24 protein-coding genes and 1 other RNA gene are annotated in these 20,150 nt (G+C 66.5%); 14 read left to right on the top strand and 11 right to left on the bottom strand.

The genetic code is table 11. The features are described from left to right. Positions 1–2: 2 nt before the first annotated feature. A complete protein-coding gene (locus tag ACIBK2_RS30955) occupies positions 3–884 on the top strand; it encodes a CHAD domain-containing protein (RefSeq protein ID WP_396972245.1) in 882 nt (293 codons plus the stop codon). Positions 885–1,011: 127 nt separating this feature from the next. On the opposite strand, the gene ACIBK2_RS30960 is transcribed toward ACIBK2_RS30955, so the two are convergent. Next, entirely contained in the window at positions 1,012–2,445 is a 1,434-nt protein-coding gene (locus ACIBK2_RS30960; RefSeq protein ID WP_396972247.1) for an RNB domain-containing ribonuclease, read from the bottom strand. A gap of 16 nt (positions 2,446–2,461) precedes the next feature. Further along, on the bottom strand, positions 2,462–2,794 hold the full coding sequence (locus tag ACIBK2_RS30965; RefSeq protein ID WP_150408191.1) for a hypothetical protein: 333 nt from the start codon (positions 2,792–2,794) through the stop codon (positions 2,462–2,464). A gap of 429 nt (positions 2,795–3,223) precedes the next feature. On the opposite strand from ACIBK2_RS30965, the gene ACIBK2_RS30970 reads away from it, so the two are divergent. Next, positions 3,224–3,601, top strand: coding sequence for a hypothetical protein (locus ACIBK2_RS30970; RefSeq protein ID WP_396972250.1), 378 nt, complete (start codon positions 3,224–3,226; stop codon positions 3,599–3,601). Positions 3,602–3,796: 195 nt separating this feature from the next. On the opposite strand, the gene ACIBK2_RS30975 is transcribed toward ACIBK2_RS30970, so the two are convergent. The 3 genes from ACIBK2_RS30975 to rnpB form a co-directional block, all read right to left on the bottom strand. Continuing rightward, positions 3,797–4,783 (bottom strand): SPFH domain-containing protein, encoded by a 987-nt coding sequence (locus tag ACIBK2_RS30975; protein ID WP_396972252.1) that lies wholly within the window; start codon positions 4,781–4,783, stop codon positions 3,797–3,799. A gap of 116 nt (positions 4,784–4,899) precedes the next feature. Continuing rightward, positions 4,900–5,346, bottom strand: a complete 447-nt coding sequence (locus tag ACIBK2_RS30980; RefSeq protein ID WP_396972254.1) for a hypothetical protein — start codon at positions 5,344–5,346, stop codon at positions 4,900–4,902. Between the two features lie 187 nt (positions 5,347–5,533). After that, positions 5,534–5,947, bottom strand: an RNA gene (gene rnpB, locus ACIBK2_RS30985) — RNase P RNA component class A. 76 nt (positions 5,948–6,023) lie between these two features. On the opposite strand from rnpB, the gene ACIBK2_RS30990 reads away from it, so the two are divergent. The 4 genes from ACIBK2_RS30990 to ACIBK2_RS31005 all read left to right on the top strand — a co-directional run bounded on the left by ACIBK2_RS30990 (position 6,024) and on the right by ACIBK2_RS31005 (position 8,353). Continuing rightward, on the top strand, positions 6,024–6,911 hold the full coding sequence (locus ACIBK2_RS30990) for an alpha/beta hydrolase (RefSeq protein ID WP_396972256.1): 888 nt from the start codon (positions 6,024–6,026) through the stop codon (positions 6,909–6,911). Between the two features lie 170 nt (positions 6,912–7,081). Next, positions 7,082–7,600 carry a TrmH family RNA methyltransferase gene (locus tag ACIBK2_RS30995; protein WP_396972258.1) on the top strand — a complete coding sequence of 173 codons (519 nt, stop codon included), beginning with the start codon at positions 7,082–7,084 and terminating at the stop codon, positions 7,598–7,600. A 136-nt stretch (positions 7,601–7,736) separates the two neighbouring features. Further along, positions 7,737–7,958, top strand: coding sequence for a type II toxin-antitoxin system HicA family toxin (locus ACIBK2_RS31000; RefSeq protein WP_396972510.1), 222 nt, complete (start codon positions 7,737–7,739; stop codon positions 7,956–7,958). Then, positions 7,955–8,353 carry a hypothetical protein gene (locus tag ACIBK2_RS31005; protein ID WP_396972260.1) on the top strand — a complete coding sequence of 133 codons (399 nt, stop codon included), beginning with the start codon at positions 7,955–7,957 and terminating at the stop codon, positions 8,351–8,353. The genes ACIBK2_RS31000 and ACIBK2_RS31005 overlap by 4 nt, the downstream gene beginning before the upstream one ends. Positions 8,354–8,458: 105 nt before the next feature. Here ACIBK2_RS31005 and ACIBK2_RS31010 read toward each other — a convergent pair whose 3' ends face one another. Then, the gene (locus ACIBK2_RS31010; RefSeq protein ID WP_396972262.1) at positions 8,459–9,085 is read right to left on the bottom strand and encodes a TetR/AcrR family transcriptional regulator; all 627 of its coding nucleotides are present in this window, start codon (positions 9,083–9,085) and stop codon (positions 8,459–8,461) included. A gap of 41 nt (positions 9,086–9,126) precedes the next feature. Between ACIBK2_RS31010 and ACIBK2_RS31015 the strand changes: the two genes are divergently transcribed. The 3 genes from ACIBK2_RS31015 (at position 9,127) to ACIBK2_RS31025 (ending at position 10,882) form a co-directional block, all read left to right on the top strand. Further along, entirely contained in the window at positions 9,127–9,840 is a 714-nt protein-coding gene (locus ACIBK2_RS31015; protein ID WP_396972264.1) for a hypothetical protein, read from the top strand. A 134-nt stretch (positions 9,841–9,974) separates the two neighbouring features. Then, entirely contained in the window at positions 9,975–10,259 is a 285-nt protein-coding gene (locus ACIBK2_RS31020; protein WP_396972266.1) for a hypothetical protein, read from the top strand. A 44-nt stretch (positions 10,260–10,303) separates the two neighbouring features. Continuing rightward, positions 10,304–10,882, top strand: a complete 579-nt coding sequence (locus ACIBK2_RS31025) for an NUDIX hydrolase (RefSeq protein WP_396972268.1) — start codon at positions 10,304–10,306, stop codon at positions 10,880–10,882. Here ACIBK2_RS31025 and ACIBK2_RS31030 read toward each other — a convergent pair. Further along, positions 10,870–11,724, bottom strand: coding sequence for a phytanoyl-CoA dioxygenase family protein (locus ACIBK2_RS31030; protein WP_396972270.1), 855 nt, complete (start codon positions 11,722–11,724; stop codon positions 10,870–10,872). The genes ACIBK2_RS31025 and ACIBK2_RS31030 overlap by 13 nt on opposite strands. 46 nt (positions 11,725–11,770) lie before the next feature. On the opposite strand from ACIBK2_RS31030, the gene ACIBK2_RS31035 reads away from it, so the two are divergent. Both ACIBK2_RS31035 and ACIBK2_RS31040 read left to right on the top strand, forming a co-directional pair. Then, positions 11,771–12,349, top strand: coding sequence for a TetR/AcrR family transcriptional regulator (locus tag ACIBK2_RS31035; protein WP_396972272.1), 579 nt, complete (start codon positions 11,771–11,773; stop codon positions 12,347–12,349). 259 nt (positions 12,350–12,608) lie between these two features. After that, the gene (locus ACIBK2_RS31040) at positions 12,609–13,388 is read left to right on the top strand and encodes a class I SAM-dependent methyltransferase (protein ID WP_396972274.1); all 780 of its coding nucleotides are present in this window, start codon (positions 12,609–12,611) and stop codon (positions 13,386–13,388) included. A gap of 93 nt (positions 13,389–13,481) precedes the next feature. On the opposite strand, the gene ACIBK2_RS31045 is transcribed toward ACIBK2_RS31040, so the two are convergent. Next, on the bottom strand, positions 13,482–14,993 hold the full coding sequence (locus tag ACIBK2_RS31045; protein WP_396972276.1) for a cytochrome P450: 1,512 nt from the start codon (positions 14,991–14,993) through the stop codon (positions 13,482–13,484). A gap of 113 nt (positions 14,994–15,106) precedes the next feature. Between ACIBK2_RS31045 and ACIBK2_RS31050 the strand changes: the two genes are divergently transcribed. Both ACIBK2_RS31050 and ACIBK2_RS31055 read left to right on the top strand, forming a co-directional pair. Further along, complete coding sequence (locus tag ACIBK2_RS31050) at positions 15,107–16,291, top strand: sensor histidine kinase (protein ID WP_396972278.1); 1,185 nt, start codon at positions 15,107–15,109, stop codon at positions 16,289–16,291. After that, complete coding sequence (locus ACIBK2_RS31055; protein ID WP_396972280.1) at positions 16,288–16,911, top strand: response regulator; 624 nt, start codon at positions 16,288–16,290, stop codon at positions 16,909–16,911. Before ACIBK2_RS31050 ends, ACIBK2_RS31055 begins: the two co-directional genes overlap by 4 nt. 43 nt (positions 16,912–16,954) lie before the next feature. On the opposite strand, the gene ACIBK2_RS31060 is transcribed toward ACIBK2_RS31055, so the two are convergent. Together ACIBK2_RS31060 and ACIBK2_RS31065 are read right to left on the bottom strand one after the other, a co-directional pair. Further along, positions 16,955–17,458, bottom strand: a complete 504-nt coding sequence (locus ACIBK2_RS31060; protein WP_396972281.1) for a DinB family protein — start codon at positions 17,456–17,458, stop codon at positions 16,955–16,957. Between the two features lie 482 nt (positions 17,459–17,940). Continuing rightward, a complete protein-coding gene (locus ACIBK2_RS31065) occupies positions 17,941–18,981 on the bottom strand; it encodes an epoxide hydrolase family protein (protein WP_396972282.1) in 1,041 nt (346 codons plus the stop codon). 38 nt (positions 18,982–19,019) lie between these two features. Here ACIBK2_RS31065 and ACIBK2_RS31070 point away from each other — a divergent pair, with 38 nt between their 5' ends. Continuing rightward, positions 19,020–19,580 carry a TetR/AcrR family transcriptional regulator gene (locus ACIBK2_RS31070; RefSeq protein WP_396972283.1) on the top strand — a complete coding sequence of 187 codons (561 nt, stop codon included), beginning with the start codon at positions 19,020–19,022 and terminating at the stop codon, positions 19,578–19,580. A 7-nt stretch (positions 19,581–19,587) separates the two neighbouring features. On the opposite strand, the gene ACIBK2_RS31075 is transcribed toward ACIBK2_RS31070, so the two are convergent. After that, positions 19,588–20,028: a VOC family protein gene (locus ACIBK2_RS31075; RefSeq protein ID WP_396972285.1), complete on the bottom strand. Its 441-nt coding sequence runs from the start codon at positions 20,026–20,028 to the stop codon at positions 19,588–19,590. Positions 20,029–20,150: the final 122 nt, after the last annotated feature.

Here is a 20,150-nt window from a genome sequence, read left to right on the forward strand (position 1 = left end):
CCATGACGGCCACCGCAGGCAAGGCCATCGTCGCGGCACTCAGCGACAACGTGGACCGGCTGCTGGCCGCTGAACCCGAGGTGCGCGCGGACGAACCGGATTCGGTCCACCAGATGCGCGTGGCCACCCGCAGGCTGCGCAGCGTGCTGCGCTCCTATCGCGGGCTGTTCGAACGGACACCGGCCAGGACGATGGGCGAGGAGCTCAGGTGGCTGGCCGGTGTGCTCGGCGTGGCCCGCGACGCCGAGGTGCGCGCCGAACGTTTCGAGACACTGCTGACCAAACACGGCCAGCAGTCCGAACATTCGGCAGCCGACCTCGAATTGGTGACCGCCCGGCTGGTCACCGCCGAGAACGCCAAGTACTCCGCCGCGCACGCCGACGTGCTGCTCGCCTTGGACAGCGTGCGCTACCGCGAGCTACGCGACGAACTCACCAAGTGGCGCACCGAACCGCCGCTACGTTCCTCCCGGGCCGAGGTACCAGCCGCAGAGTTCTTCAACGTCGTACTGGAACGCGACCGCGACCGCGTACTGGCCCTGATCGAGCAGGAAACCACCGTCACCCCCGCCGAACGAGTCGAGCTGCTGCACGATATCCGCAAGAGCGCCAAGCGATTACGCTACTCCTGCGAGGCCGCCGAACCCGTCCTCGGCACCGACGCCAGCGACCTGGGCACCCGCGCCAAACGCCTACAAACCGTCCTGGGCGACCACCGCGACGCCGTCGAATCCCAACACGCCATCTACGGCATAGCCGCCGACGCAGGCGCCGCAGGCGAAGACACCGCCCTCTACCGAATCCTCGCAGGCGCCGAAGACACCGCCGCCCGCCAAGCCCTAACCCGCTACCCCGACGCCGCCGCAGCCCTCTCCAGCGACTAGCCCCGACTGTCCGGCGACCCACGTCAGCCGCACCACTCTTGATTTCCCGCACTGGGAATTGCATGCGATTTCCGGTGCGCCGAATCAGAGGTAGTGCGGCAGACGTGCTCAACCGCAGGGAGGGTGCCTATGCGGGGTAGGCAAAGCTGATCTTGCGGGTGGTGGGGTCGGCGGAGACCAGGCGCACTCGGACGGACGCGCCTTCCGGGGGTTCGCCGACGCACGGGCCCAGGACTGGTGGGGCGGCGATGAAGATCTCTGCGGCTCGGTTGCCGTTGGCTTCGCGGACGACGACCGCGTCGAATTCGGTGCCTGCTCGTTCGGCGAGCAACGTGGATTCGGTGAGGTCGATGCAGGAGCGTTCTACCTTGTTCGCTATCGCGTCGCTGCGGCGCATGCTTTCGGCGGTTTCTACCAGCCCGTCGCGAACCCATTGGGGCACTTCGGTTCCTGCGCAGCGGGCCAGGCAGATCTCGGTGCTGAACCGGTCGGTCAGCCTGCGCAGCGGGGCGGTGACGTGGGCGTATGGTGCGCGGATGGCACTGTGCTGCAGGCTTTCCGGTGTGGTGACCTGGGTGTCTTCGTTCACCACGGTGTAGGACGCCCCACGCAGCAGACTCGTCGCCTCCGACATGAGCACAAGTGCGGCAGGCGTATTCGGATCCAACCCGGCCAACATCTGCCCGACCGAAAGTTCCTCGGGCCATTCGACGCCCAATGCAGCCGCTGTGCGATGCATGGACGCTATCGCCGACTCGGCCGGAGGGGGCATTGTGCGCAGCAACGCGGGTGCCCCGGCGTCGATCATGATGCGTGCCGCGCACATCCCGGTCAGCAGTGAAACCTGCTCATTCCAGTCGTCGGCGGCGGTCCGTGGCTCGACAATCAGCCGCCAATGACCGTCCGAGTTACCATCGCGCACAATGCTCTGCGCGGGCAGTCGCAGCCCGATCGCGCCGCGCAGCAGCCCGACTTCGATGCGCCGCGTGCCGAATTCCGGCAGGGCAGCTATCGACGGATGCAGCCGGCCCGCGTCGGCGTCGGCCTGCACGCCCGCATAGTCGAGCCTGGCGCGCGAACGCACCAGCGCCCGCTGCACCGAAAACCTTTGTGGTTCAGCCTTTTCGTCGAGCTCGATGGTCCACAGCGCGGCGGGCCTGGTCTGCTCGGGCAGCAGGCTCGCGGTGCCTTCCGACAGCACCGGCGGGTGCAGCGGCACAGTGCCGTCGGGTAGGTAGAAGGTTTGCCCCCTGGCGCTCGACTCCTTGGCGAGCGCGCCGTGCGGATCGATCACGGCGCCGACATCGGCGATGGCGTAGTGCAGGACGAAGCCGGTGTCGGTGCGTTCGAGATGCAGGGCCTGGTCCAGATCCATGGCCCCTGGCGGGTCGATCGTCACGAACGGGATGTCGGTGCGATCGGCCCGGTCGCCCGCGAACGCGTCGGACGCGTCGCGGGCTTCCGTGCTGGCCTCGACGGGATACGTCGAGGCCAGGCCGAATTCGGAACGGATGGCGCCGAAATCTACCGGCGCCGAGACGATCCGCTGATGCAATTCCACGCTGCGAGTGCCAGACCTACTGCAGCGCCAGCATGGTGCCGTTCAACGAGTCGAGCGGCCCGTACACGGTGAAGGTGACATGTCCGCCCGGGACGGCTGCCGACACCGCGGCCGCCGCGTCCAACGCTTCACCGAACGAAGCCGCCGAAGGATGAGGCAGACCCCCGAGGGTCTGTCCGAAACGGTTCTGGGCGACCCAGACCGTGTCAGCCGGGCTGAGGTCGACCTGCACCCCACCCGGCAGCGGCGTCACCGCTACGGCACTGGCGGAGCCAGCACCCATCATGGCGAAAACCGAAGCAGCCCCGGCGATCAACGCGCCGGCGACCAGTGAGCGAACAATCCGCATAGAGTTGAGACCTGCTTTCCCGCATTCGAAGTGTGAAGGGCTCGTTGCGGCCACGCAACGGGCCGTGCCAACGCGCACTACTTTATGACGTCGATCACGGTCCGGCTAGTTAGCGGCGCATACGCACGGCGAGTTCGCCGTTCCAACATGGCTGCGACGTGGCTGCTAACGTGGGCCGTAGTAGCGGGTCTCACACTGTGCCCGCACATTCTGAAATGTCCTGTACGTCGACAATTGGGAGTTCCACAGCTATGTCATCGATTCTGTACGACTACCTGTTGCCGTTGATCGGGGCAGACCAGGCAGCGTATTGGGCCCAGGTCTTCGTCATCGCACCGGTCTGACCCACAAGCCTTCTGCCACAACACGTCGCCTCCCGTTCACCTGACGGGAGGCGACTTTGGTCCCGGACCGCTAGCATCCCGCTCCGTGATCAGAACTACCGCCGCTCTCGCGGCCAGCGCGACCCTCTTTGCCCTGCTGCTCACCGGCTGCGGGGACGACAAAGCCAGCAGCACCCCCTCCTCCTCAGCTCCCGCCGCGCAATCCAACGGTGACGCGCAAGTCGTCGACAACGTGAAGGCGGGCGCCTTCGTCGTCAGCTTCCGCGGCGCGTTCCCGAAACTGGCCGACGGCAAGGACGACACGAAGATCGCCGGCATCCTCAGCGACACGTGCAAGGAAATCAAGGCGAGCAAGTCCGAAGACGACGTCGTCAAGAGCATCACCAAGCGGGCGTCCGGCAAGGCCGAGGCGACCCCCGAGGAGGCGAAGGCCATCTACCAGATGGCCAAGATGATGTGCTGAGTTACCGCTCCTTCAACCACGGCAGGTAGTCGGGCAGATACTTCAGCAGGTAACCGATCGTGATCATGGCGATGATCGCGATGACGGGGATGAGCACGGACATCGGTCCGGTCCTTACGTTGTGCTACCGGTGCGGGTCGTACGGCGCCGCCGAAAAACGGCGTCGGGTACTCGTATCGGTATACGCCGGTTGTGTTACGTGCGTGTGCTGTTTTCCGTCGGCGCTTCGTCCGGCGGATCCAGCTGTCGTTGCCCGGGGCTCGGGGGGATCACCGTGGGTTCACTGGCGGTTACCGCAGGCTGTTCGGCTGCTGCCGCAGGCTTGTCGGTCAGTGCCGCTGGTCGATCGGCGACCGCGGCAGGCTCGTCGGCCCGTTCCACCGGCACCTGTTGCGGCGCTGGCGGATTGGCAGGCACCTGCGGCGTGCTGCGCTCCAGGAAGCGGAGCAGCTCCACCGGGAACGGCAGCACCAGCGTCGAATTCTTCTCCGCCGCAACCTGAACCACCGTTTCCAGCAGGCGCAGCTGCAGCGCGGCAGGCGATTCCGACATCTGCGCGCCCGCCTGCGCCAGCATCTTCGAGGCCTGCAGTTCGCCCTCGGCGGAGATCACCCTGGCGCGGCGTTCGCGTTCGGCCTCGGCCTGGCGCGACATCGAGCGTTTCAGCGAATCCGGCAGTGCCACATCCTTGATCTCCACCCGATCGATGTGCACGCCCCACCCCAGCGCCGGGCTGTCGATCATGATTTCCAGGCCCTTGTTCAGCTCCTCGCGATTGGACAGCAGGCTGTCCAGGTCGCTCTTGCCGATGATCGAACGCAACGAGGTCTGCGCCACCTGACCGACGGCGAACAGATAGTTCTGCACCTCCACGACGGCGAGCACCGGGTCGAACACCCGGAAGTACACGACGGCATCCACCCGCACCGTCACGTTGTCGCGGGTGATGCCCTCCTGCGCGGGCACCGGCATGGTGACGATCTGCGTCGACACCTTACGCATCCGGTCGACGAACGGAATGATCATGCGCAGCCCCGGCTCTCGGGTCCCGACCACCCGCCCGAACCGGAAGATCAGCCCCTTCTCGAACTGCGTGACCACCCGCGCGCTCGCGGCCGTCAGCACGCCGCCTGCGAGCACCCCCACCCCCACAATGCTGCTGAGAATCGCGGCTATGTCCATAGCTGCCCCCGAATCGCGCCCGCCTGCAACAGGAGCGGGCACCTGGGCGCTCCGGCCCCGCGGCTACCACCATCATGGCACCGCGGAACCGGCTGCGGCAGAAGATCAGATCATGCTTATTTGACGGTCAACCGCTTGACGGCCGAGCCGTTCTCCAGGCCCTGCTGGGTCTCGCCCACCATCAACGCGCTGAACACCCGCACCATGTCACCCGCCGCGGGCGTGAACGGCTCGAAGTCCGCGATCTTCGCGGCGGTGACAGTCACGGTCTGGCGTTCGGCATTGCACTTCGCCTTGGTCTTGGCACCGACGGTCTGCTCCGCGCCCTCGCCGGTGCGGCGGACGAACACCTGCAGCGTCACGTCCCGGCCGCCCGTCACCTCGCAGGTGTAGGACACCGAGACGTCTACCCCACCGCCGGTCAATGCGGCGGCGGTGATGTCGACATTGTTGACGGTGGGTGGCGTCGCGGGGGTAGTGGTCGGAGCGGCGGCTGCGACACCGGCGCAGGCCACGGTGGCCAGTGCACTTGCGGATGCGAGGGTGCTCGCGCGACGCAGCATGGTGTGAACGTTGATGACGATCTCCTAGCAGTCGATCCTGCGGTGGCCCCGAATCGGACACACCGCACAAAACCTCGACCGACAATGTACTGGTATCCCGCCCGCCGCGGTCGCCCCAATCATCTGGCCACAGAGTGGATCTCAGCCGTTAACGCGCAGTTCGCCCGGCGACCACCAACTCGAAGGGCGGACGAGTTGGCCTGTAAGCCGGATCCTGTCCCCGGTTCGCACCGGGGGGCGACCATCCATCTGGACACACCGTTGCCGGGTGCCTCGAGCAGTCCACCCGCAGGCTCGGGCGAGCAGCCCTCGAACACCTGCGCAGCCGCACCGCGAACGGTGCGACCTTTGACCTTGCTCCGGGCGGGGTTTACCTAGCCGCCCCGGTCACCCGGGGCGCTGGTGCGCTCTTACCGCACCGTTTCACCCTCACCACACGACCCGAAGGCCGTGGGCGGTCTGTTCTCTGTGGCACTGTCCCGCGGGTTGCCCCGGGTTGCCGTTAGCAACCGCCCTGCTCTGTGGAGTCCGGACTTTCCTCGGCGTCGAGCGGCGGCACACACGTGCCCGTTCCCGATGCCGCGGTCGCCCGGCCAACTCGTCCGCCGTATCAGAGTACTGGTCGCCGCGCACTCCGCCAGGACGCGGGGGCCGCCTACGCAGTACGGTTGGCTGCCATGGAACGTGTCGAGGTCGGCTTCCCCTCCGGAAGCGAGCAGTGTGCCGCCTGGCTCTACCGTCCGGATGGTGCGCCGAAGTCCCGTCCACTCGTCGTCATGGGGCATGGCCTCGGGGCAAATCGTGAGATGGGACTCGACCGGTACGCGCGGCGTTTCGCCGCCGCGGGCATGGCCGTGCTGGTGTTCGACTACCGGCATTTCGGGGCCAGTCAGGGCGAGCCACGTCAGGTGATCCGGATCGGGCGCCAGCGCGAGGACTGGCAGTCCGCCATCGCCTACGCGCGCACCATCCGCGGCATCGACGCGACCCGGATCGCGCTGTGGGGCACCTCGTTCAGCGGCGGGCACGTGCTTGCGGTGGCGCCGCACGACGATTACCTGGCCGCGGTGGTCGCCCAGGTTCCGTTCACCAGCGGGTGGTCCTGCGCGATGGCGAAGGGGCCGATCAGCATGACCAAGGTGACCGCGATCGCCGCCACCGATCTGTTGATCGGGCCGCTGCGGCGCAAGCATGTCGGCATCCGGTTGGCCGGGCGCAAGCGGTCGGCGGCGTTGATGAGCGCGGCCGATGTGCCGGAGGGTAACGGCAGGCTGGCCGAGGAGAGCGAGCACTACAAGCCGAAGGTGGCTGCGCGCGTTGCCTTTTCGGCGCTGTTCGATTCGCCGGGTAAGCGGGCCAAGTCGTTGAAGATGCCGGTGCTGTACGCGTTGTGCGACAACGACTCGATCACCCCGATCAAATCCGCTCTGCGGGCGGCGGAACGGACCAAGCACGCGGTCGTGAAGCGTTATCAGGCCGGGCATTTCGATATCTACTTCGATGATGTTTTCGAGAAGGCGGTGTATGACCAGACGGAATTTCTGGTCTCGATCCTGCGGCCGTGAGGTGTTGCCGGCGGTGACCTGGCCACACGGCCGGATCAGCCCGTGCCGTATCGTGGACGTCAGCCGATTTCCCGGGCACTTCTCGCCCTCGTCGATGGCCCCGATGCGCCGCGAAGCATCATTCTCATGAAACTTGCGCTGCCCCACGGGAAGGCCCTTCCCGTCCGCCGGTGACCACCGCGCGGGCCAAGTCCCGCCCCGACCTGCGCCGCGAACGCCGCCAACGCGCCCACGGCTGCTGGAATCACCTCATCATCGCCCCGCTGTGGCCCAAACACGGCGTCAACCTCGGCACCATGCTGCGTACCTGCGACGCCGTCGGCGCCTGCATGGCAGTCCCGCGCCGCCCTTGGATCCCCGACGCCCTCGCCCACGGCAACACCCTCCGAAAACCCCAGTGCGTCCACTGGATCAACGGCCGCGTAGACCGCTGGCTCGAACGCCAACGCACCGGCGGCTCCGCCATAGTCGGCGTAGAACTCACCGACGAATCCATCCGCCTGGCCGACCTCCCCACCGCCCAACGCCGCACCATCATCGTCCTGGGTCACGAATCCACCGGCATCCCACCCGAAGGACTAGAACTACTCGACGTAGCCGTAGAAATCCCCATGGTAGGCACCGGAAACAGCCTCAACGTCGCCGTCGCCGGTTCCTTGGTGTTGTACAAGTTAGCGGGCTTGTGTTGACGAAAAAACGCTCTGTTCAAAGTGATTCGTAGAGCACAGGGGGTGAAGTCGCCGAACCTATAGCAGCTCTCCAACGCGCGGCCGGACCAGCTAGTTCCCTTGCCAATTTTTCGGCTAGCGTGCTAGCTTGGTCGATGTGATCGCAGAACAGCCGACCATGAAGGTCCTCAAGGCTCTCAAAGCCGCGGGCTGGGCTCGGTTGCGCGATAGCGCCGGCAGCCACACCATCTACGGTTGCCGCACCGGCAAACATGATGTCAGCGTCCCGGACGGACACAAATCCATCTCGCCGGGAGTTGTCCGCACCATCAAGAAGGCTGTTGCGTCCTGTGATTGCACGGAGGAGGAAGAACTGTGAGCAAGGCAATCACCTACGAGATTCACGCGAACCGTGTCGGCCGGTGGTGGGAAATCATCATCCCCGACATCTATGGTGACGATCCGTGCGGACAGGCACGGCACCTCACTGACGTCGACTATGAGGCGCGCACCATCATCGCGGCCAAACTCGATGTTCCGCTCTCTCAGGTCGACACCTCGCTGGTCGTTGACGACTTCGGGTGTGCACGCGACATCCAACCGCGTACCGAACGCATCGCCGCGCTTCGGATTCAAGTAGATCGCCTGACGAGCGAACTCAAGGCGGAACAAGTCGCGCTCGTGAAAGAGCTTCGGCGCGAGGAAGTTCCAGATGTCGACGTAGCGACCCTGCTCGGCGTGGCACGCCAACGAGTAGGCCAGCTCGCCGGGTAACCCAACCCGTCGCCACTCCGGCGATCGGGTTGCGTCAACTCACCCGCTGCGGCGAACATACGGTCGAAGCAGCAGGTCGCGATCGGTCGATCGGGTCGCAGCTGTTCAGGTTTCGAGCAGTTCGCGGGTGAGCGTTGCGGCCCACCACTTTTCGACTCGCGCTGGTGGCCAGCCGCGTTCGATGGTGAGTTCGGAGTAGACGTCTATGTTGCAGATTGCGGCGTAGATGTCGATGGCGGTTTGGAGATCGATGTCGGGGCGGAGAGTGCCCGGTGGCCAGGCGGACAGAACCTGGTGGTGGGCTTCATCGGCGCGGGCGCGGGCGTCTTGATAGGACTGTGCCAGTTCGGGTTCCGTGCGGCCCGCTTCGCGTAGCAGCACGATCACCTCGCCCGCGCGCTCGAATAGGCGGCGATCGTAGGCGACCATCGCGGCGAGTTGCCGGGATGGTTCGGGTGCGGCTTCCAGTTCGGCGAGCAATTGCGATAGGTCGGCGGATAGGTCGGCCGCGTCGGCCAGCGCCCAGGTGAGCCCGTTTTTGTTGCCGTAGGCCGCGTAGACGGTCGGCACCGAGACGCCCGCTTCGCGGGCCACGTCGCGCACGGTGGTCGCTGCCCAACCCTTAGCGACGAACAAAGTGCGTGCCGCGCGAGCTATTTCGGCGCTGGTCTGCTGCGCCTGGGCGGTGCGGCGCAGCGAGTCGTAGCGGCGGCGGGCCGGTTCCTCGGTCACGAGGGGTTCCCCTTTCGGTTTTCACTACTTATATTCAATATATGACAGATAAGATAGAGCGCGCGGGAGGCTGGCCGTTCTCCCGTATCGGGGGCCTCGCCGGGCTCGGTTTCGCAGTGATCATCGTCGGCGCGAACCTGATCCTGGAACCGGCGGGCATGCCACTCGTCGGCGCCGACATCGACAAGGTCAACACCTTCTTCACCACGAAAGCCGTGCCCGCCCAACTCTCGTCGGCCTGCACACCGGCGGCCTGGCTGTGCGTGATCGTGTTCGGCGCGGCCGCCGTCGCCACCATCTGGCCGCGCGAGCGCGCCGCAGGCTCGGCCTGGTCGCTGGTCGGCTTCGCCGGACTACTGCTGCAGACCGGCACGTTCGTCTGCGTCGTCGCCATCCGCCTCGCGCTCAGCGCCACCACCGACCATTCCCCCGCGGCCACCGCAGGGCTCTGGGCCGTGCACAACGCCCTGTTCACCATCAACGGACTCTTCCTCGCCACCGCCATACTCGGCCTATCCCTCGGCGGCCTGCGCACCGGCCTCATCCACCGCTGGCACGCCATCCTCGGATTGACCGCCGCCACCGGTCAATTCGTCTCCGCCACCCTCACCCCCCTGATCATCGACCACCCGAACCCACTCGCCCTGCTCAGCCTCATCACCTGGCTGATGTGGGTGGTCTGGCTCGCCGCCTACGGCATCACCCTGTTCCGCCTCCAACCCGCACGACTCGACCACCAACTCGCCGCCGCCTGACCTCGGCACACCCACTGTGGCAGCCGCACACCCGACGTACTGGGCGCGCGACTGCCAGAGTGGTTGTGCGGCAGAGTGTTTCCCGCAGGGGTAGATTGCGGTCGGGCGAACCGTCCGGAATCTAGGGGGCCGCGATGATAGATCCACTGATACTGGAAGCTCGACGCGTCCGTTTGCTGGAGCAACTGCGAGAGTTGCGGCGCGGCGTGACCGAACTCGCCGAGGGCTACGGCGCGCTGCAAACCTCGGGCCTGCTGATCGACACCGACGGCATCGGCGCCCTCACCACCCCCGCCTACTGCGTCGCGGGTGCCCGAGAAGTGTTCGAGGAGACGACCATCGAACTCGACGCCGCAGTCGACGCCCTCGACCGCGCCGCCATGTACACAACCCGCCTCCGCTCGGTCGTCCTGGACTGAGCACGGCCCGTTCCTGTCGGTGGCCGTCGCTACAGTGCCCGGTTATGAACCCCGCGACTGCCGTCGTCGCCGAGATCGTCAGTGGTATCGCACCGTTCGACGCGCTCGAACAGGAACATATCGACGAGGCTTTGACCTGGCTGGCGTCCACCGATGACGTGTTCCGCCGCATCAAACCTGCGACGCCACCACGGCATCTGGTCAGCTACGTCGTGCTCGTCGACCCGGACGCGCGGGCGGTGCTACTCGGCCGTCATCGACTCGCCGGATTATGGTTGCCGGCCGGCGGACATGTCGATCCCGGGGAGCATCCGCTCACGGCGGCACGTCGCGAGGCAGTCGAGGAGATCGGCATCGAAGCCGATTTCACCATCACCGGCACCGACCCGCTGTTCCTGACCATCACCACCACCCTAGGTCCGGACAGCCACGACGACGTCAGCCTGTGGTACCTCATTCGCGGCGCCCGCTCCGAGAGCTACCCCCTCGATCCTCGCGAGTTCAGCGCCGAACAGTGGTGGGACATAGACACATTCGCCATCCCCGACTCGGACCCGCACTTCGGCCGCTTCCTCGCCAAGTTGGACTCCATGCTGAGCACCGGTACCCGTCAGAGGGGTTGAGCGTCGGGTTCCAGCAGTCGTTTCGGGTGCATGCCGTCTACCTGGCCGATGAAGGGCGGGTGGATGCTGTAGCCGAGCATGCGGCGGATGTCCTCCGACACCGCTCGGACGGTGTCGCGGGTCGTCGACAAGGTGAAAGCTTCTTGCGGCCGTAGCCATGGTTCGCAGTATTGGGCGGTGAGGGCCAGGCGCGGGTGCTGTGCGCGATTGGCACCGCCCCCATGCCACAGTGTGCCGACGAAGAACACGCATGAGCCTGCCTTCATCACCACGGGTTCCCGCTCGCTCTCCTCGGGCATGCGGTGACCCCACAGGTGACTGCCCGGAATGATGTCGGTGGCACCGTTGTCGGCGGTGAAATCGTCGATCGCCCAGATCGTCGCCGCACCGAGGGCGGCGCGGGGGCGCGGTAGCGGATAGAAGCCGTCGTCGGTGTGCAGCATCTGCGCTTTCTCGCCGGGCAGGATGTTGATCACCTGCAGCATCGACAGCAGGTAGTTCGGCAGGAACAGCCGGTCGAGCAACGCCAGCACCCGCGGATGGTCCGCGATCCGGTCGCAGGCGCGGGTCTTGTTCAGCACGCTGTACACCCGCTGGGTGGTCTGTCCTTCGAATAGGTTGCGGCCGCGCCGATCCAACAGCGGCGCGACCGCTTCGCGGATCTCATAGAGTTCGTGCGGGGTGAGCAGATCAGGCAGGATCACGTATCCGTCGCGCTGGAGCGCGGCCAGATCCGCCCCGCTCACCGCCGGGTCGATGCTTTCGCCGCTGCTCGCGGTCCGGCGATAGGTCCCGGCCAGATCGCCGCCGAGGTCCATCATCGATGACACTTCAGCACTCATGGGGGCTCCTCGATAAACATAACTGAGTTCGGTTATGCTTCTGACTGTGGCACGCGCACCGATCGGACGTCAACAACTTCTCGACGCCGCCCGCGACGAACTAGTCCGCGGCAACGGCGTCATGGAGCTCAGCGCGCTCACCCGCCGAGCCGGCTTGAGCACCGGCGCGCTCTATCACCACTTCGGCTCCAAAAGTGGTCTGCTGGCAGCGATTTACCACGCCTTCTACGAAGGACTGCGCCACGCCACCGCCGACGCGCGGCTACCCGCCGACGCCGACTGGGCCACCCGCGAACGCGACCGCACCCACCGCTTCGTCGCCTATCACTTCGCCGACCCCCTGGCCCCCGTCCTCCTCGACCGCACCGCCCTCGACCCCCAGCTCACCGAGCTCGAAGCGGTCTACATCCAGAACATCAGCGACGACGCCGCCGCCAACATCCGCCACGGCCAAGCCCTCGGCCAACTCCCCACCGACATCGACCCCGACAGCGCAGGCGCCTTCGTCATCGGCGGCCTACGCCACGGCATCGCCCAACAACTCCGCACCACCCCACCCCCCACCCCCGACCAGGCCGCCGAACGCCTCTGGCGCCCAACCGCCGCCGCCCTCGGAATCGCCTGACCCCCAACCAATTCCGCCGGGTACACGGGTGTCACCGCGCATCGAGGCCGCGGAAAGCCCTTCAAACCGGCCGTCGCACGCCCCTGGCGCCCAACCGCCGCCGACCCCGGAATCTGCTGACCCCCACCGATTCCACCGGGCACACGGGCCCCACCGCCGCATCGACACCGAGGAAAAGCCCTTGGCTGCCCATCCCAGGTCGGCAGCGGGCATGCCGAAAGGCGGATGTCCGGCTATGCGGCGCGGATACGGTGGCCGTATGGAACAGGATGTGCGGGAACTTCATGCGCTGTCGTTCGGGACGGCGGCGGTCGAGTATGCCGAGCATCGGCCGGATTACGCGCCTGCTGCGGTGCGGTGGGCGTTGGAGTCCGCGCCCGGCGCGCGGGTGCTGGATCTCGGGGCTGGGACCGGGAAGTTGACTGGCACGCTGGTTGCACTGGGCGTCGATGTCATTGCGGTCGAGCCTGATCCGGCGATGCTGGCTCAGTTGCGTGGCACGCTGCCTGCTGTCCGGGCCCTGGCGGGTAGTGCCGAGGCGATACCGCTGCCGGACGGGTCCGTCGATGCTGTGCTGGCCGGAAACGCCATGCACTGGTTCGACATGACCGTCGCGGGGCCCGAGATCACGAGAGTCCTCGCGCCTGGCGGCATCCTGGCTGGTCTGTGGAATGTCATGGACGACCGGGTCGACTGGGTTGCCGGGCTCGAGCGGGTCAGCGGACGCGCGGCCATCGGTCCGCGTGACACGTTCAGCAGTTGGCGCGCCGCGACGGCGAGCCTGCACCTTCCCGGCACCGACGCGGACGCTCGGTTCGGCTCGCCCGAACAGTCCGAGTTCCCGCACGGGCAGCGTCGCACCGCCGACTCCCTGGTCGCGACGATCGCGACCCGCGCGGGAATGCTGGTCATGCCGGAGCCGGAACGTGAGGCCGCGCTCGGCCGGATCCGGGCTTTCCTCGCGAGCCGACCGGAGACCGCCAGCGGCGAATTCGCCCTCCCGATGCTGACCGGCGTGCTGCGCACCCGCCAACTGTGAAAGTGGTTGCTGCCCTGCAGGAGAACTCGATGGCATGCGGCGACCAAAGACCCGGCGAACTTCGCCGGGTCCGTGTTCGCGCGATTCGCCACCTCAATGGCGAAGAGTCTGGTTCCTGTCGCGATCGACGGCCCGGTCGCTCGCATACATAGGCAGCGGTCCGTCGGGACCACCGGTGAACGAGAACTGCGGGCGGATCGGCTTGGTGGTCGCCATGTCCAGCCCGACGCGTTGAGCAATGGTCGCCAGTGCGAGAACAGCTTCGGTGTTGGCGAAGACGTGCGCGACGCACATGCGTTTTCCGGCGCCGAACGGCAGGGTGGCATGGCGTTGGGTGGGTGTCAGGTTTTCGGTCAGGTAGCGGGTCGGGTCGTAGCGCTCGGGGTTCGGCCAGACTTCGTTGTGATGATGCACGGCGTGCAGGCTGATCGCGACGGTGGTGCCCGCCCGAATCGGGAAATCGCCGAGCAGGTCATCGTTTTTCGCAACGCGGGCCAGCCCGACAACGGGCGGATACAGTCGCATGGTCTCGGCGACAACGGCTTTCGTCCACGGTAGGGCGTCCACGTCGTCGGCGGTGGGGGTGCGGCCGCCGAGAACCTCGTCGAGTTCAGCATGCAAGCGCGCGCGGACATCGGGGTGTTCGGCGAGCATTTTCCACGTCCAGGTGAGCGCGGTGGCGGTGGTTTCCGTTCCGGCGCCGATGAATGTCATGAGCTCGTGCCGGATTTCGGCATCGGTGTAGCGGTGTCCGGTCTCCGGGTCGCACGCCGCCATCAGCAGCGCGAGCAGGTTGTCGCGGTGGGTGATCCGACCGCTGCGATGATCGGCGATGAGCTGGTCGATCACCCGCTCGACATGCCGTAGATCGGCGAGCGTGCGCGGCGCGATAAGCCAACTGGCGGCGCGCATCACCCGCATGGGCAGGTCGTGCCGGTTCGTGAGCTCGGCGAGTGCACGCAACCGACGAATGGGAGCCACGACGAACCCGAAGCTGAAATAACTCAGCAAGCGGGCGAAGTTGATCGCCGACATCGGTCCGGTCAGGTCGACCCCGAACATGGTGCGGACGACGATATCGAGCGTGAGCCTGCTCATTTCGGCGTTCATGTCGACGGATGCCCCGTCGGCACCGAGCCGCAGGACGCGCTCGGCACAATCGCGAGCGGCGTCGGTGATCGGGCCCGCGAACGCGGCGATGTTGCGTTTGCCGAACACCGGCTGCACCAGCTGCCGATTCTGTTGCCAGCGTTGCTCGTTCAGCTCCGTGACCAAGCCACGCCCGAATCCCACGGCGAGCATGTCGTATTCCGCGCTCTTGGGGTAGTTGGCCTGGTTGGTGACCAGGACATAACGCGCCAGCTCCGGGCTGCGCACCGCGACGTAGCGCCGGAATGGCATGCGGGCCACCACGATATCGTCCTGGCCGGGGAGTCCGCTGCCGTAGAAGTCGGCGACGCTGCGGCCGCGCCAGCGCGGCACCACCTGAGCGGCGATCTGCCACGACTGCCACCAGGACACTCGAGTGTGGTGCCAGCGCAGCAGCGCGGGCTGCCAGCGCGGCGGGTAGAGGGTCGGGTCGGGCGTGACCGAACTTGTCGTCATGGTGAATCCCCTTGTTCACGTGGCCTTTTGTCGCAGCGTATGCCGATACGGCAGGGCAAACGTCCGCCGTTCGAAGGACACGTGGCTGCCCGATCGGGGGCTATCGTCGAAGCATGACAGCGCGCGTCCCGGCGCCCGTGGGGTGGGAATTCTGGGTCAAGGTCTGGACCGCCTACGTGGTGGGCGGCATCATCGTCACCGGCGTTCTCGTTGTCGTCTTGCGGCGCGAGTTCGCCGGGAACATGTGGACGAGTTTGGCGTCGTTGGCAGGCCTGCTGGCCTGGTCGGCGCTGTTGGCGCCGCGCCGCAACAACCCGGAAGCGTTCTATCGCCGTGCGGTGGACCGGAACTCGGTGCTGTTCGTGGCCGGCGCCCTGGTGTTGTTTCTCGTTGCCGCCTGGTGGTCACCACAGGCCAACGCGGCCCTGATGGTGGTGTACGCACTGATCTACATGGCGCTGCCGGTGCGGTCGGCGATACTCGTCGCCGTAGCGATCAGTTTCACACCACTGGTCTACTCGCTCATAAGCCAGTGGGATGTGCCGATGGGCCTGACGATCTCGCTGATCTCGGTGGTGTTCAACCCGGCGATCGGGGCGACGATCACGCTGGCCATCGACCGTGGTGAACAATTGGCCGTGTTACTGCACCAGCTCGAAGGCAGCCGCGCCGATGTCGCGCGACTGTCCCGCGAAGCCGGTACGGCGGCCGAACGTGCCCGCCTGGCACGGGAAATCCACGACACCCTCACCCAGGGCTTCACCGGCATCGCGGCGCTGGCACAGGCCGTCGAGTCGGAGTTCGATGCGGATCCCGCTGTCGCACGCCGCCATATCGCGCTGATCGAAGCCACCGCGCGGGAAAACCTGGTCGAGGCACGCACCATGGTCGAGGCCTTGACACCGCCGGAACTCGGCACCGGCCCGTTGGCCGAATCGATGCGGCGGCGCTGTCGCAGGCTCGCCGACGAGACGGGTATCGACGTGGTCGTGCAGCTGGATTCGACTGTGCCGCAGCTCGATACCGCCACCGAAGTGGTACTGCTACGTGCCGTGCAGGAGGCGCTGACCAACGTGCGCAAACACGCGCACGCCGACAGCGTGCACGTCACACTCGCCCGGACCGACCAGGGTGTGCGACTGTCGGTGGCGGACAACGGAATCGGTTTCGACATCGATGACACCGACGGATTCGGCCTGCCCGGCCTGTACAGCCGGGCGCGGGAGATCGGCGCGACGGTCACGGTCACCAGCGGCTCGAGCACGGGCACCCGGGTGGATATCGTGGTGCCTGCGTGATCACCGTCCTGCTGGTCGACGACCATCCGGTAGTGCGGGAGGGTCTGCGCGGAATGCTTTCCCGGGAAACCGATCTCGCTGTTGTCGGCGAGGCGGCCGGCGGGACGGAGGCCGTGACGGTGGCAACCGCGCTGCGTCCCGACGTGGTGCTGATGGATCTGCGGATGCCCGAAGTCGACGGCGCCGCCGCGACCGAACAGATCCTGGCCGCCAGCCCCGACACCCGAGTGGTCATCCTCACCACCTACGAGACGCACACCGACATCGTGCGCGCGGTGGCGGCCGGGGCCTGCGGATACCTGCTGAAGGGCAGCTCACGCGCCGAACTCGCCGCAGCCGTGCGCGCTGCCGCCCGCGGCGAGACCGTGCTCGCGCCGTCGGTCAGCGCACGGCTGCATCCGCGGCGGCAGCACCCGCGCGTGGGATTATCGGCCCGCGAGGTGGAGGTCCTCGGTCACGTCGCGCGCGGACTGACCAACGCCGACATCGGTCGGCTCCTGCACATCAGCGAGACAACCGTGAAAACCCACCTGCAGCGAGCGTTCACGAAACTCGACGTCTCCGACCGCACCGCCGCCGTCACGGCAGCCCTGGCACAGGGACTGCTCGCGGCACCGTGAGCCCATCCTGTCGCACAAACACGATCGGCAGGTTGCCGTAGTTTCACGAGTTCGGCTGTTGCACTTGGGGATTGTCGATCTGTTCGCGGAGGATGTCGCCGTGGCCCGCGTGCCTGGCGAACTCTTGGATGAAGAGGAGCAGGGTCCAGCGCATGCTGACAGTGCCCTCGCGGGGATTGTCCTTGGTGTCGTCGAGGTCGAAGCGAGATGAGATCTCTCGTGATCGTTGGCTTGCGCGCTCGAACTCGGCGATGACGTCGGCCAGGGACTCGTCGTCGCTGACGGCGAAGGTGCCGAGGTCGCGGCGGGAGTAGCCGTCGCATTCGGATTCGTCGAGTCCGGCCCAGAACCGTTGGAACCAAATTCGTTCCGCGGCGGCGGCGTGCTTGAGCAGTGAAATCGGTGTTGTCAGCGACACGACGAGTCGTCGGCGGGCGTCAGCTTCGGAGAGGCCGCGGGCGGTGTCGATGAGCGCTCGGCGGTTGCGGTCGAGCATGTCCTCGATGATCGCTCGCTCGTCACCGATCGCAATTGGGTTGGTACTCATGATATTTAACTCCATTCGTAGTGTGGTTCAGGTTCGCAACGGTGGGAATTAATGGCACACGGCAGCGATAGACCAAGGGAGAGGGAGAAACGTCCGGCGTCAGGGGAACGACCAGGAAGAAGGGGGCATTCGATTCGCTCGTCGCACGGAGCGTGGCAAGGCGGGCTGACGTCAACACCGCAAGCCAGGAGGCTACTGCCTGGGTTCACTATATCGCACTCGGCGGCGGGATACGCCGACACCGAAAGTGTTGGCGGACTGAATAATCGCGTCGCCGCAATGCTGTCGACGGCCGACAGTTGTCGGAGTCGATGCGGGCCTAGCGCTGACCCACACCGACTACCGAGACCACCGCGTGGCAAGAGTCGAGCCTTCGTTCGATCAGCGGATGAGACCTGCTGAGACGAAGTCGCTCATGCCCCAACGGCGCGCACGAGGCCCGGCAACGTGGCTACTTGGCAAGATGATTGCAAACTCCGCTCTCAGCCGCCCAACTCGACCGCACGGCGTACGTCCTCGGCGTAAGCCTCGGGCTGTTCCCAGGCCGCAAAGTGGCCACCAGCCTGGTGTTCCACGTAATCGCGAATGTTCAGGAACGCTTCGGCATAACTTCGCGGCTCCGGTTTGATGTCGCGCGGGAACACGGAAAGCATTGTCGGCGTGGCGATTCGGTCAGGGAGGGTCGCCGGTTCGGTATAGGTGGCGAACGAGGTGCCGATCGTGCCGGTGACCCAGTAGGCGGTGACCCAGGTGAGCAGCTCGTCCACGGTGAAGGCCGACTCGTCGGACCAGGACTCCAGTTTCTCGACGAGCCACGCCGCGAGGCCGGCGGGTGAGTCGCCGAGGGCGACGGCGAGCGTGTTGGGTCGCGTCGACTGTTCCGCGATGTACCCGCCCTCGGTCCGGAACCACTGCGCCGACCGGTCGAGGTAGGCCACCGCGTCCGGCGCGAGCTTTGCCCGGTCCGCCGTGAGCGCACGCAGCGGGGCAATGTTCGTGAGGTGCAGGGCAGCGACCCGGTCCGGGTGTGCGGCAGCGAGGATTTCCGCGACGGTGCCGCCCACGTCGCCGCCGGACAGCGTGTACCGCGAGTAGCCGAGCTCAGCCAGCGCGTCCGCGACGATCCCGGCGATCCGGTTGACCGACATACCGGGCGTGGTGAGCGGAGCCGAGAACGGGAAGCCCGGCAGCGCGGGAACCACCACGTGCGTGTCCGCGAGCAACGGCAGGACGCGCTCGAATCGCAACACCGAGTCCGGCCAGCCGTGCAGCAGCACGACAACCGGGGCACCGGGATCCGCGGCACGCTGATGGATCACCCGCAGCTCGGTGTCGCCCGCCTGCACTGTCGCCCAAGGGAACTCGCCGATGCGGCGCTCGTGCACGCCCCAGTCGTACCCGTTGGCCCAACGGTCGAGCAGTTCGTCCAGGCGAGTGTCGCGGATGCCGCGCGTCTGGTCATCACTCCACGGGGTGGTGACGCGCCGCGTCCGCTGAAGCCGTGCCTGCATCTCGTCGATCATGTGTATCAGCGTACACACGAATGTGTATGCTCGTACACATGACTTTGCGCAACGCGGCAGCCACCCGGCAGCGAATCCTGGAGCACGCGCAACACCAGTTCGCCAAGCACGGATACACGGCGATCACGGTCAAGGGCGTAGCCGACGCGGCAGGCGTGTCACCGAACCTCATCACGCGCTATTTCGGCGGCAAGGACGGCCTTTTCCTGGCGGCAACGCAGGTGGAGATCCCGGTCTCGAACTCCTTCGACGGCGACCGTGCCACGCTGGGTGCGCGCCTCGCGGCGAGCATCGTCCAGCGCTGGTTCGGCGAATCCGGGCAGGATCCGCTACTCGTGCTGCAACGCGCGTCCGGCGAACGCCCGGAGGCGGCCGAGGCGCTGGCCGCCTTCCTCGACACCAACTCGCTGGAGCCGCTGCACCGCTACCTGCGCGACAGCGGCCTGGACGACGCGGACGCCCGCGGCCGGGCCGCCGCGATCGACGCCTTCGTGCTGGGCGTCTCGACCCGCCGCCGAGTCCTGCGTGCCGAACTCGGCGACCCCGCCGATCTCGAGGCCTGGCTCAGTGCAACCATCCAACGCCTCGCCGACGGATGATGCACCGTCAGCCGATTTCTTCGGCCAGCCCGACGACGATGCCCTCGGGACCACGGACGTAGCAGAGTCGAAAGATATTCTCGTAGTCCTCGATCGTGCCGACGAGTTCGGCGCCGTGGGCGCGCAGGCGGGCAACGACGTCATCGATGTCGTCGACGGCGAACATGATGCGACGAATGCCCAGTGTGTTCGCCGGTGCGTTCTTCGGTTCGGCGCTGATCGCCTCGGGCGTGTGGAACTGCGCCAGCTCGACCTTGCCGGGGCCGCCTGGAATCCGCAGCATCGCGACGTCCTCCCGGACGTCGTCGATTCCAATTATCCGTTCCACCCAACGTCCCTCGACCGGCCCCTTGTTCTCCAACTCCATCCCGAGTTCGACGAAGAACGCAATGACAGCGTCGATGTCCTCGACCACGATGAGAACGTTGTCCATCCGCTTGATCGCCACAGCCCTATCTCCTTTGTTAGCAGGTTCGGTCCGACAGTAATGACGAACGGCGAGAAGGAAACTCATCGCCGGGGCGGTGACGGTGCTGATCGGTCGGCCATACCGCGATGGCTGACCGATCG

It is taken from the genome of Nocardia sp. NPDC050175 (assembly GCF_044459885.1).
Lineage (GTDB): Bacteria > Actinomycetota > Actinomycetes > Mycobacteriales > Mycobacteriaceae > Nocardia.

Coding starts and splice junctions, on each gene's coding strand:
- ACIBK2_RS31040 (WP_396972274.1), top strand. CDS start 12,609: ATGGAACAGGATGTGCGGGAACTTCATGCGCTGTCGTTCGGGACGGCG.
- ACIBK2_RS31065 (WP_396972282.1), bottom strand. CDS start 18,981: ATGATCGACGAGATGCAGGCACGGCTTCAGCGGACGCGGCGCGTCACC.
- ACIBK2_RS31060 (WP_396972281.1), bottom strand. CDS start 17,458: ATGAGTACCAACCCAATTGCGATCGGTGACGAGCGAGCGATCATCGAG.
- ACIBK2_RS30990 (WP_396972256.1), top strand. CDS start 6,024: ATGGAACGTGTCGAGGTCGGCTTCCCCTCCGGAAGCGAGCAGTGTGCC.
- ACIBK2_RS30965 (WP_150408191.1), bottom strand. CDS start 2,794: ATGCGGATTGTTCGCTCACTGGTCGCCGGCGCGTTGATCGCCGGGGCT.
- ACIBK2_RS30980 (WP_396972254.1), bottom strand. CDS start 5,346: ATGCTGCGTCGCGCGAGCACCCTCGCATCCGCAAGTGCACTGGCCACC.
- ACIBK2_RS30975 (WP_396972252.1), bottom strand. CDS start 4,783: ATGGACATAGCCGCGATTCTCAGCAGCATTGTGGGGGTGGGGGTGCTC.
- ACIBK2_RS31045 (WP_396972276.1), bottom strand. CDS start 14,993: ATGACGACAAGTTCGGTCACGCCCGACCCGACCCTCTACCCGCCGCGC.
- ACIBK2_RS31030 (WP_396972270.1), bottom strand. CDS start 11,724: ATGAGTGCTGAAGTGTCATCGATGATGGACCTCGGCGGCGATCTGGCC.
- ACIBK2_RS30955 (WP_396972245.1), top strand. CDS start 3: ATGACGGCCACCGCAGGCAAGGCCATCGTCGCGGCACTCAGCGACAAC.
- ACIBK2_RS31025 (WP_396972268.1), top strand. CDS start 10,304: ATGAACCCCGCGACTGCCGTCGTCGCCGAGATCGTCAGTGGTATCGCA.
- ACIBK2_RS31050 (WP_396972278.1), top strand. CDS start 15,107: ATGACAGCGCGCGTCCCGGCGCCCGTGGGGTGGGAATTCTGGGTCAAG.
- ACIBK2_RS31020 (WP_396972266.1), top strand. CDS start 9,975: ATGATAGATCCACTGATACTGGAAGCTCGACGCGTCCGTTTGCTGGAG.
- ACIBK2_RS31015 (WP_396972264.1), top strand. CDS start 9,127: ATGACAGATAAGATAGAGCGCGCGGGAGGCTGGCCGTTCTCCCGTATC.
- ACIBK2_RS31070 (WP_396972283.1), top strand. CDS start 19,020: ATGACTTTGCGCAACGCGGCAGCCACCCGGCAGCGAATCCTGGAGCAC.